General features: G+C 62.7%; 10 protein-coding genes. All 10 read right to left on the bottom strand.

Annotated elements, in window-relative coordinates:
• Window positions 1–64 precede the first annotated feature (64 nt).
• The 10 genes from ACP15N_RS17555 to ACP15N_RS17510 all read right to left on the bottom strand — a co-directional run bounded on the left by ACP15N_RS17555 (window position 65) and on the right by ACP15N_RS17510 (window position 10,810).
• Entirely contained in the window at window positions 65–538 is a 474-nt protein-coding gene (locus ACP15N_RS17555) for a hypothetical protein (RefSeq protein ID WP_425093651.1), read from the bottom strand.
• Window positions 539–1,033: 495 nt separating this feature from the next.
• Entirely contained in the window at window positions 1,034–3,001 is a 1,968-nt protein-coding gene (locus ACP15N_RS17550; RefSeq protein WP_425093650.1) for a thiamine pyrophosphate-binding protein, read from the bottom strand.
• On the bottom strand, window positions 2,998–4,605 hold the full coding sequence (locus tag ACP15N_RS17545) for a glutamate synthase-related protein (RefSeq protein WP_425093649.1): 1,608 nt from the start codon (window positions 4,603–4,605) through the stop codon (window positions 2,998–3,000). The genes ACP15N_RS17550 and ACP15N_RS17545 overlap by 4 nt, the downstream gene beginning before the upstream one ends.
• A complete protein-coding gene (locus tag ACP15N_RS17540; protein WP_425093648.1) occupies window positions 4,602–5,873 on the bottom strand; it encodes a cation:proton antiporter in 1,272 nt (423 codons plus the stop codon). Before ACP15N_RS17540 ends, ACP15N_RS17545 begins: the two co-directional genes overlap by 4 nt.
• Window positions 5,874–5,922: 49 nt before the next feature.
• The gene (locus tag ACP15N_RS17535) at window positions 5,923–6,195 is read right to left on the bottom strand and encodes a hypothetical protein (protein ID WP_425093647.1); all 273 of its coding nucleotides are present in this window, start codon (window positions 6,193–6,195) and stop codon (window positions 5,923–5,925) included.
• Complete coding sequence (locus ACP15N_RS17530) at window positions 6,192–6,953, bottom strand: hypothetical protein (protein ID WP_425093646.1); 762 nt, start codon at window positions 6,951–6,953, stop codon at window positions 6,192–6,194. The genes ACP15N_RS17535 and ACP15N_RS17530 overlap by 4 nt, the downstream gene beginning before the upstream one ends.
• Window positions 6,950–8,002: a Rieske 2Fe-2S domain-containing protein gene (locus ACP15N_RS17525; RefSeq protein ID WP_425093645.1), complete on the bottom strand. Its 1,053-nt coding sequence runs from the start codon at window positions 8,000–8,002 to the stop codon at window positions 6,950–6,952. The genes ACP15N_RS17530 and ACP15N_RS17525 overlap by 4 nt, the downstream gene beginning before the upstream one ends.
• Window positions 7,999–8,361: a hypothetical protein gene (locus ACP15N_RS17520; protein ID WP_425093644.1), complete on the bottom strand. Its 363-nt coding sequence runs from the start codon at window positions 8,359–8,361 to the stop codon at window positions 7,999–8,001. Before ACP15N_RS17520 ends, ACP15N_RS17525 begins: the two co-directional genes overlap by 4 nt.
• Before the next feature lie 57 nt (window positions 8,362–8,418).
• Window positions 8,419–9,678 (bottom strand): MFS transporter, encoded by a 1,260-nt coding sequence (locus tag ACP15N_RS17515; RefSeq protein ID WP_425093643.1) that lies wholly within the window; start codon window positions 9,676–9,678, stop codon window positions 8,419–8,421.
• Window positions 9,679–9,706: 28 nt separating this feature from the next.
• Window positions 9,707–10,810, bottom strand: a complete 1,104-nt coding sequence (locus ACP15N_RS17510) for a patatin-like phospholipase family protein (RefSeq protein ID WP_425093642.1) — start codon at window positions 10,808–10,810, stop codon at window positions 9,707–9,709.
• Window positions 10,811–11,337 lie beyond the last annotated feature (527 nt).

Here is an 11,337-nt window from a genome sequence, read left to right as displayed (position 1 = left end):
GCGGGGGTGATCAAGGCCTCGCCGGGCGGGGGTTAGCGAAGCCTTAGGGATTTGGCGGTACGCCTTAGTCGTTGGCGTTGTCGCGCTGTGCCTTCAGGGCCAGGATCTCGCCGACCGAGTACTCTGCCGGGTTCACGCCTTCCTGGGCGGCCAGTTGTGCGTGGCCTGCGGAGATGCCGACCGACTGGCTGGACACGACGTCTCCGCGCGGGGCGACGTTGAAGCCGGTGTCGGTGTCGAACGAGCCCTTGATGCCCACCAGTTCGGCGGTGGTGTAATCGGCCGGGTTCACGCCAACCTGGGCGGCCAGGGCGATGTGGCCTGCGCCAAAGCCGGTGGACTGGCTGGAGACGACCGCGCCGTCACGGGCGGGGAAGCTGTAGCCTGTGTCGGTGTCGAACGAGCCCTTGATGGCCACGAGTTCTGCGGTCGTGTAGACGCCGGGCTCGACGCCGAGCTGGCGCTCGAGCTGGGTGTTGGCGAGCGCCGGGGCTGCGATGGCTGCGACGAGAGCGGAGAGGATCAGTGTGCGGTTCATTGGGTCTTTCCTTTGTATGTGCGTTGCGGGCGATATGTGCGTTGCGCCGCGATTGGGTTTTGGTGAGCGGCAGGTCGTTTGTGCCTGCCGATGAGGGAGAATTGGGGCAGATCGTCCTGGAAAGAAACGGGCATTTGGGCCGACCCATATGTGCAAAAATGCGCATCACGCCCGCGTGAGGGGTGTTGCTGTGCGCATTTCTGCCAGCACTCGGAAAAGCCATGTGAAATCAGAGGCTTGACCCTGTCACACCGCTCACACCCCCGTGACGTTACGAAAGAAACCGCGCGCGCGGGCGAAACCTCGCACCGATCACAAGTTTCGTGAGCGGGACATCAGACAAAACCACCCGCCAGAAACCCAAAACACCCGCACCATACGCACACCGCAAGGCCGGGAAACCGGAGGAAAGCGAGTCGAAAGGGGGAAAACCCGAGTTGCGGCGCTCAGGCTGCGCGTAGCGTGCTCTTGAAAAGAACGGGCGATATATCTTGCTTAAACGAGCTCCGCGTCTGTCATCACTTCGACCAGCGCAGGCCCTTTGACGGCAAGGGCCTCGGCCAGAACGGCCTCAACCTCAGCGCCGCTGGTCACCTTGGCCCCGTACGCACCACACAGCCGCGCGAAGGCCGAGAAGGATGGGTTGACCAAAGACGTCTCCCACACCGGCCACTCACCCGCGCGTTGTTCCTTGGAGATCTTGCCAAGCTCGTCGTTGTGCAAAAGCAGATGTGTGATGTCCATGCCGTATTTGACAGCGGTGGTCAGTTCCATCGCGTATTGCCCAAAACCACCATCGCCGGAGATCGAGATGACCTTGCGCCCGCGCAGGTGCTCGAAATCCTGCGTGGCCGCCCAGGCGCCCATGGCGGCAGGCAGGGCAAACCCGATGGACCCAAGGTAGCCTGACATCATCACGTGCTGACCCTTCGTCTCGAAGTATCGCCCGAAAGAGTACGTGTTGTTTCCAACATCCACAGCGATCAACGCGTCCTCGGGCGCAATCCGCGACAACGCCTCGAAGATCGCAACGGAATGCACGCCGCCTGCACCCTCTTCGGCCAGACGGCGGCGCTTTTCGTCGCGCCACATGCCCCAGCGGGTTGCAAGTTCCGATATCTGGTCGTCCGCTGCCGGATTGCGTGCCACCTTTGAAGCGACGGCATCGCAGAACGCGCCAATCTCCCCCCAGACCGGCAGATCGACCGGGTGAAACTTGCCCAGCTGCATCCGCTCGAAATCAACCTGAATGGTTTTCTTGGTGGGGTTGATGCCGGTATGGTTGGAGAAGGACGCACCCAGAACGATCTGCACGTCGCATTCGTTCATGAACCAGCTGGCAATCGGCGTGCCAGACCGTCCCAGCACACCGCCTGCATTCGGGTGACTGTCAGGGATCAGGCCCTTGCCCTTGAACGTCGTGACAACCGGCGCGCCGATGGCCTCTGCCAGCGCGATGATTTGCCCGCGCGCCGCCCATGCGCCATGGCCGATGATCACCATTGGGCGTGTGGCGCCGTTGATCATCTCCACCGCCGCGGCGACATCGTCATCGGCGGGTTGGACCACAGGTCCGGACAGCCGACCGACGGGTGACTTGGCCGGCGCGTCACTGGGCTGCGTCTGCACGTCGTCGGGAAAGATCAGGTGCGCCACGTCGCGCTCCACCAGCGCGGTCTTGCACGCAAGCGAGGCCAATTCCGTGTGGTTCGAGGTTGACAGAACGGGCTGCGAGAACCTGCTGACAGCCTGAAACGCAGATTTGAGGTCTATGTCCTGAAACGCACCGGGGCCAAAGACTTGGGTCTGGACCTGCCCGGTCAGCGCGATGACAGGGGCGCGGTCGACCTTGGCGTCCCACATGCCCGTCAGAAGGTTGGTCGCCCCCGGCCCCGCAATGGCCAGACATGCGGCGGGCTGACCGGTCAGCTTGCCATAGGCAGAGGCTGCAAAAGCCGCCGCTCCTTCATGCCGGATGCCGATATAGGCCATGTCACCGGCGACCGTGCGGCGGCGAATGGCATCCGCGAGCCCGAGATTGGAGTGCCCGACCATCCCAAACACCCGTTTGACGCCCCAGTTGACCAGGGTTTCCGCCATAGCATCGGTCACGGTGCGCTCATGGGGCGGTTCCGGCTCGAGGCCGATGAACACCTCGCCATCGCGCACCTCAACCGGATAGGTCGTCTGCCCTGTATCCTCATGCCCGCCCGGAGGCGCGCCGGTCAGCGGGTCGAAATCCCATCCGTGCCACGGGCATCGGATCCAGCACTTGTCATCGAGTCCCCGCTCGATCGTCCCCTCCCCCAACGGGCCACCCTGATGGGGGCAGTGGTTGTCCATCGCGGCCCATTTGCCGTCGAAATGCGACAGGCAGATATAGACGTTGCGCGCCGAGACGGTCTTGACCCGACCCTCGGGCAGGTCGGCAGGGCCAACGCTGATCCAATCGAGATCGCTCATGAGACACCTCCAAAGCGCACGCCGGATATCTCGGCCATGTCGCGTTTCCATGTGGTCAGATCGTCGTGCTGAAACTTTGACAGGTGATCGTGGCCGCAGGCGCGTGCCATGACCTGCATAAGCTCCACCGAGGCATCGAAGAAATTCGCCAACTGTCGCGCGGATTTCTCGACGATGATGCGACTGACGAGGTTCGGTTTTTGCGTCGCGATCCCAACAGGGCAATTGTTGGTATGGCAGGCCCGCATGGCGATGCACCCGATGGCCTGCATCGCGGAATTGGACAGGGCAATCGCATCCGCCCCCAGCGCCAGCGCCTTGATGAAATCGGCAGGCTTGCGCAGGCCTCCGGTGATGACCAGCGTCACGTCGGGCCGCGTAGCGTCCAGATGGCGCCGGGCCCGGGCCAGCGCTGGGATCGTCGGGACCGAGATGTTATCGCGGAAAAGGATCGGGGCGGCCCCGGTGCCGCCACCGCGGCCATCGAGGATGATATAATCGACCCCGACCTCAAGTGCTGCATCGATGTCCTTTTCAATATGCTGCGCCGAGAGCTTATAGCCAATAGGGATCCCACCCGTGCGGTCACGCACCTCGTCAGCGAACTCCCTGATCTGCGCAGGCTCAGTCCAGTCTGGAAACCGCGGGGGTGAGATGGCGTCCTTGCCTTCCTCGATCCCGCGCACTTCAGCGATCTTGCCCTTGTTCTTGTTGCCCGGCAGGTGTCCTCCGGTGCCGGTCTTGGCGCCCTGCCCGCCTTTGAAATGAAACGCCTGCACCTTTGCCAGCTTGTCCCAATCGAACCCGAACCGGGCAGAGGCCAGTTCATAGAAATACCTTGAATTGGCTTCCTGTTCTTCGGGCAGCATCCCACCTTCGCCAGAACAGATTCCGGTGCCGGACAGCTCCGCCCCCCGTGCGAGCGCCAGTTTAGCAGGTTCGGACAGGGCCCCGAAGGACATGTCCGACACGAACAGCGGTATCTTGAGGTGCAGGGGCTTCTGCGCATTCGGCCCAATGACGATGTCCGTGCCCACCGCCTCTTCGTCCAGCAACGGGGCCTTCTGCAACTGTGCGGTCAGGATCTGGATATCATCCCAGCTGGGAAGCTGGTCGCGCGGCACACCCATCGAATCCATCTTGCCATGATGGCCTGTCTTGGACAGCCCGTCGCGCGCGTATTGCTGGATCAGCCCGTTTGTCGGCTCCTCCGCCGTACCATGGGAGGTATCGGTGTAAAGCCCCAGATACGCCGCCCGGTCGAAGGGTTGCGGGTTCGCATCGGCCCAAGCGGCGACCTCGTCCGCGTCGACCAGAACGGCATCGTCTTCGACCCACGAGGTGAACTTTGGGAGTTTTTCCTCGTTGGCATACTCGGAGACACCGGTATCGAGCCGGTAGTCCCAGTCATGCACGCCGCAGATGAGGTTCCGCCCGCGCACGAACCCGTCCGACATCAGGGCACCCCGGTGCAGGCAACGCCCGTAGAAGACCGAGACCTCGTCGTCAAAACGAACCACCACCAGATCGACATCCGCCACGAGAGCGTATTGTGGGTCGCGGTCCGGTAACGTGCTGATCTGCGCCACAGGTACTTTGTTCATTCGGATGTCCCTCCCGTTTTTATCAGTCTGTCCCGAAATGCCGGGGTGGAGCCGCGCATCGGGGCCTGTTCCGCCGCGTCCTCCATCTTTTCCAAGCGTCTTGCGTAAAGCCGCGCGCCGGGCGCGGCCGTGAGTCCGTGCAACAGCGCGGAAATCCAGACCGTGTTGATGGCCAGGTGCAAAATATCGTCGCCGATGTCGGGGCCGAGATGGTCGAGGACCAGCAACGCAAAAAGTGCCGTTGCCAGACCGCGCGGGCCGAACCACCCGAAAAAGAGGCGCGTGGACGGGGATGCGTCCGTGCCCATCAGCGAAATCCAGATCGCCAGTGGGCGGATGACAAACAGGCTCAAGAGGATCAGCAGAAACACATTCGCCGTCAGATGCGCGACGGCCTCTGGCACAAGCACCGCACCAATCAGCAAGAAGGCCGACCAGGACAGAAGCTGGCCCTCGCCTTCTGTGAACTCGAACACGAACGCGCATTGCCCGCGCACGATGCCACCAAAACCCAGGCCCGCCGCGAAGGCCGAGATAAACCCGTTGCCGCCCACCAGTTCCGCGCCGAGATAGGCCGTGGCAGCCAGCGCGAGCGCGCCGATCCCCTCGTAGACATCCGATGTGGCGTTGGTGCGCTTGGCCCATAGCAGGATGATCCCGCCGAGGATGCCCACGCCCAGCCCTACAACCGGCCCGAAGCTGAGTTGTTTGAGCACGAAAAGCAGCCAGCCTCCGTCGGGGGCCATGAAGGCCGGGGCGGCAAGGGCGGCCATCAGCAGCACCAAAGGCAGGGCAAGCCCGTCATTCAGACCGCTTTCGACGGTCAGCGCACGGCGCGGGCGTTCGGGAATATCGCGGTTGGAGACCACGGGCTGGCCCAACGCGGCATCCGTGGGCGTCAGGATCGCCGCCGCCAAAGCCACGGCTGCCAACGGCCAACCCGGCAACACCACCCACGCAGCGACCGCCCCCAAGGCAAACGCCAGCGGCAGCCCGATCCCGAGCATCCGTGCGGGCCAGACCCGGCGTTTCAGCAGCGCCGCCTGATCAATCTTTGCAGCATCGAGAAACAGCAAGACCACAAGCGCTGTTTCGGCGACGATATGGAGCGTCGCTTCGCTGCCCTCGGCCGGCATGACCCCCAGAGACGCCACCAGCGCCCCAAGTCCGAGAAAAACCATCGGCGCGGTGATCACTGTGGATTCGAGGCGATTGGCAACCATGCAAAACAGGCCCAGACAGGCGGCGATGGTCAGATATCCAAGCACGGTGTGTCCTCAGACTGGCGATGCGCCGACCGGGGGAACGCGCCGTCGCTCATGTGTCAGAGGGCGGCAGCGGCCAGAGGCGATTGAAGAGCCATTCCAACAAGCTGAGCGACAGGAACCCGCCGACCAACCAGACAAGCAATTCATAGGGCGCAAGCGGCGTGCCGCGCAGCCAGACCGCGACAAGACCACCTTGGGGTCGCAGCATCTCGACCCCGAAGAGGCCCCCTGACCAGAGCCTGAAATCCCAGAACCGGCTGACATAGAAAATCGCCGCCGCAGCCAGCGCAAACAAGGCCCATCCGACGATCCGCCGCGTCATGGCGTGCGCTCCAGCGTAGAGGTGTCCACCGTCAGCACCAGCAGATCGCCATGGCGGGAAACATCCCCTTCGAGCGTGACGTATTCGGCCACCCAATCATACAGGTCCTGCGGGAGCGGGTCATCCCCCTCCCCTGCGATCAGCAGAAACTCGGCGCCCTCCACCGGCTGCGTTGTGACGAAAACCGGGGGAATGCCATTGAGGATACACAGGTTTGCGCAAGCCTTGTGGCCGATACCGCGTCCCGGACGCATGGCGCCTGCCGTGCATTTGCCGTCGCAGATCTCGCCGGCCAGTCGCCATCTGCCCAGTGCTTCGGGTGCGGGCGGCGTGGCGGGCTCCGCATCCTCGGCGGCACTCAACCCGTCTTGCCCGCCGCGCAATTGCAGCATGTCCAGATCGCCGCGCGTCAGCAGTACGCCGCTGGCAACAACGGTTTGGCCCTCCAGCGCACGGGCGCGCTGGATTGCACCGTTCTTGCCTTGCCCAGACAACATCAGTGTATGGCCAACGTCGATGTTCTCGTTGCCCTCGGTCACGTGCAGGACCGGGCTGGGTGTCAGTTCCAGAACGCCAGTGACAGTCTGGCGGCCCAGATCGAACCGAAAGGCACCCTCTCCCGGATCATCTTGGGTCAGCGCAATCGCTGCCGCCAAACCCGCAGCCCCGGCAACCAGCGCAACTGCCAGGCCGACGATGAAGCCGCGCAGTCCCTTGGGCAGACCAAGATAGCCGACAAAGAAGGGCTGATCGCTCATGCCGGGGTCCCTTTCGGAATGGTGACGGGCTCGGTTGCGGTGCCCGGAGGGTTGGGCGTCGGGTCGACCCGCAGAAGCCCGTCTTTGAGCGCCAGCTTGTAGGTTGGGATTTTCTCGGTGAAGGGCGCCGGCGACCGGCCGGTGCGCAGATCGTATTCGAACCCGTGCCACGGGCACGTCACGATACAGTCTTTCACACGCCCTTCGCCGAGAGGTCCGTTCTGGTGTGCGCAGGCATTGCCAATCGCATGCAGAACGCCTGCGTTGTGGAATATGGCCACGCGATCACCGGAGGGAAGCGTTACGATCCGCGCCCGCCCGTCGGCGATGGTCTCCGGATCTCCGGCTTCGACCCAGCCATCCATCAAGCCCGAGGTGTCAGTTCTGCTGGTAAAAGCTGCTGCCAGATGCAGGCCAACCACCAGCAGCGCGCCGATGTAGACGATCCAGGCAAAAGCACTGTGATCACGATCCAGCAGCGCCCCCCAAGCGACATGGGCCACAACCGCTGCGTAGGCGGGATAGATCAGGTAATGCAGTCCCTTCCACACCGGTGGGGTCAGAAACTTCATCCAGAAGTCATGGCTTGTGGCGGCCAGAACAAGCAGCGAAAGCAGGGCGAAAATGCCAAAGGCCTCGAACGGGAACCCGCCGGCGCCCTGCGCGTAGCTGGTGTTGGCAAAAAGCACGGTCTGATACTTGTCGACAGGTGAAAAGGCGAAATACCACCCGAGGATGAAATACGCATGTGTCGTCGCAATCGCCGCAGTTATGACGCCGAGGTGACGGCGGTTATAAAGCAACGGCAAGAACCGCGGTGAGAGTCGCGCGAGCGGTCCGATACACAGGATAACAGTGAGAAGGACAAACGCGCAGGCCCCGAACGCGCGGGCATTCTTGATGGCACCGGACACCTCCCGCTCGTACCCCAGGGCAGCTGCGTCGACGCGCAGGAACATCCAGATGAAAAGCCCGGCGGCAATCAGCACAACGGCGTCATAGGCCCATTTGAACGGGTTCCACTGTACGGGAACGTATTTGACACTCATGGCCGCGCCTCCGACAGCTTCTCAGGCGCGATATCAGCCGGCCACTCCTGCTGCGCGGCCGATGACAGTGCAAAGGCGCCGACGATCAGGATGGCCATAATGCCCGCCGCCGGTGCATGCGCCATCAAGGGTTGATACCGGGGCATGAACGGCTCCCCGCGCTCCAGCCTCCACCAGCGCCAAAGGACAAAAGGCCAGATCAGCAAGACCCCCGGGATCAGCAGGACACGGAACAGGAAGGCGTCCGAGGCATCGTTGTCAATGCGCCCCAGACCGATGGTCAGAAACGCGGCCGCCACCGCAGCCCCTACCCACAGCCAAGCCTGAGCGAGCGAAAGAATAAGCGCAGCTGCGGCCATGCGTTCGTGAAACTCCTGATCAAAAAACCTTGCCTTATGTCTGGGTCAAGTGACAGTTCAGTGTCCAGTAACATTTTCACTCTTTGGCGTGCCAAAGGCCGTCGCAACGGCGGGCATCACCTGGCTGAAAGCCCCGGCAAGCGCCGTCAGCGCCAGCAGGATCAGTACCGCGACATTCCAGCCTGCCATCTCAAAAACCTGTCCGATGATCCACGCCCCCATGATCCCACCAAGATAGTAGCTTGCCAGATACAGCCCGTTCGCGGCCGCATGGTCGTGTGTCACCGTCCGTCCGACAGAGGCGGTTGCCACGGACTGGGCAAAGAACAGGCCAGCGCCCACCAGGGCCAGCCCCAACAAGAACAACGGCAACGCGGTACTGAGCAACAAGGCCAGCCCGACAAATGTCACGAGAACCCCCAGTCGGAAGGCTGCGCGCGCGCCGATCCGGCGGATCGCATGGGCCGCCACCGGGGTCGTGAAGATCGCCGGTGCGAAAACGAAATAGACCAAGCCGATTGCAGCTTGCGGCAGGCCGAACGTATCGGAGGCCAAGATGAAGTTGGCATAGGTGAAGGTCGCCACAAACACGAACAGCAGTGCAAACCCAATGCCGATCATGCCCCAGAGGCGCGAGTTTCGCGCATGGTCCCGCCATGCCTCAACCACCGATCCACCCTCGGGCGGCGGGCCGCGATCAGAATACCGCCCGAAATACAGGTAGGCCGCGAGGGCCCCAAGAAGGTTGAGCGCAGCAAAGCCCAGGAAGCTCTCTGTCAGTCCGAGCGTGTCGGCGAGACCCGATGCCATCAACCGTCCGAACAGGTTGGATGCCACGTTGCCGGTGATGTAAGCGGCCATCGCGCCCCCGATCGCGTTGATCGTGCAAATCTCCGACAGGTAGGTCAGCGTCAACGTGAACGCTGCCGCCATGAAGACGCCCTGCGCCACCCGCAGCAGCGTGAAAGTGGTCAGATCCTCTGCAAAGGCGAGACCGATGGTGGGAAGCGACAACAAGACAAGACAAACCCAGATGCCGCGCCTGCGATCAATGTGCCGCGCGAAGGCCGCGACCACGAGGCTCGAGGCCGCCATACCAATCGTCGATGCATTGACCGCGAAACCCATCGCAGCCGGACTCACCCCATAGGTCTCGACCAGTGTCGGCAACAGGGCCTGCGATCCAAACAGGTCAATCAGCGTCAGAAAGGCGATCAGAGCGATCATGGCCGATCGCTGGACCACCTGCCTGCGGGAGTCTGCGGGTTGTTGCGCCAGTTCCGGCGCATACCCGGTCATTTCATCCGCAAGACGCATCGTCAGAGCCCCGGCGCGATCGGGCGCGTCACAGCTTGCCCCCGATCTGCGGGCGCAGGTTCAGGATGTTCTCGCTCCGGCGCGCGCCGAAATCGTCGAACATGACACCCAGATCAAGCGTGGATCTGTTTTCGATATCGTCGAAATGCGCGTTGAGCCAACGATCCGCCGCCGCCCGTCCGATGTCGCGCAGATGGGTCAGAAAGGCCCATTCGGAGTTCAGCTTCGACGACGCGCCCATGGCCAGCATCTCGCGACAGCCATCGTCGATCATATGCATGTTCATGCGCCGGTAGTCGGTGTCAGACAACGCGCCTTCATCGATCAGGCGGTCGATCAACTCGATCGCGCGCAGGTCACGCAGAAGCGAGGCGTTGAAGGTGATCTCATTGACCCGGTTCAGGATCTCGCTGGCTTTTCTCGGAGTGCCCGGGCGTTTCAGCGGGTTGATCTGCACGATCAGAATGTCTGCGGACGGGGAGTAATCGATGAACGGGAACAGAACCGGGTTGCCCATATAGCCGCCGTCCCAATAGGGGGTGCCGTCGATCTCGACCGCCTTGAACATGAACGGCAAACACGCCGAGGCCATGACCACGTCAAGCGTGATCTCATGACGGTGGAAAATGCGTGCGCGTCCGGTTTCCACATTGGTGGCGGAAATGTAGATGCCCATGTCCTCTTCGCCGGCGACTTTGTCGAAATCGATAAAGTCACGGACCACGTCACGCAGCGGATTCAGGTCGAGCGGGTTCAGGTCATAAGGCGACGCCAGGCGGCTGATCATATCCATCCAGATGTAGCCCGGGTTCGCATCCAGCGACCAGTTGCCCATGAACATGTCGAGCGGCGTTCGTTTCAGCGGGCTGGACTGTCCAGCCCTTGAGACCGCCTTCCAGAACGCCTCCAACGCTGCACGGGCACCATTCGCCCCGTCGTCATACATGCCTTGCGCGGCGACGACCGCGTTCATGGCTCCGGCGCTGGTGCCGGAAACAGCTTCGACCCAGAGACGATCCTCTTCGAACATCCGATCCAGAACGCCCCATGTGAACGCCCCGTGCGAACCACCGCCCTGCAAGGCAAGATTGATGGTCTTCTCGTGACGGTCCTGTCGGCCACGCCCTTTCATGCCGCGCCCCCTGCGGGAAACCGGCAGGTGATACCGGGGGTGTGGTCCGTCATCATATCGGCGATATCCTTCAAAGTGATCCGCGCCGCATGCCCGCTTGGCTGATCTGTCTGACAGCGCGGCACCTGAACGCATACTGCCCGTGCGTCACATTGTGTTGACAGGGTCGCGTACCGGTTTCCTCCCTCATACGGCGAGAGAGGTCAAAACTTGGGCGCAGCGCCCGGAGTGCGCCAAAAAAACGGCCGGCCCTTTGGTTTTTGACCATCTGGGCCAGCCGTCCGCGACGCACCTTTTGGGTCTCTCTTTTTGTCAGGGGGTTGTCCGGGGGTCTGAGAGCCGTGGTGTCGGGTGGGTCGGTGTGGGGCCCGCGCAGGCAGGGAGGGGACCTGCGCGGGGGGATCAAGGCCTCGCCGGGCGGGGGTTAGCGAAGCCTTAGGGATTTGGCGGTACGCCTTAGTCGTTGGCGTTGTCGCGCTGTGCCTTCAGGGCCAGGATCTCGCCGACCGAGTACTCTGCCGGGTTCA

This window comes from Tropicimonas sp. S265A, from assembly GCF_049800835.1.
Lineage (GTDB): Bacteria > Pseudomonadota > Alphaproteobacteria > Rhodobacterales > Rhodobacteraceae > Dinoroseobacter.
This window is presented reverse-complemented; position numbering and strand designations above follow the sequence as displayed.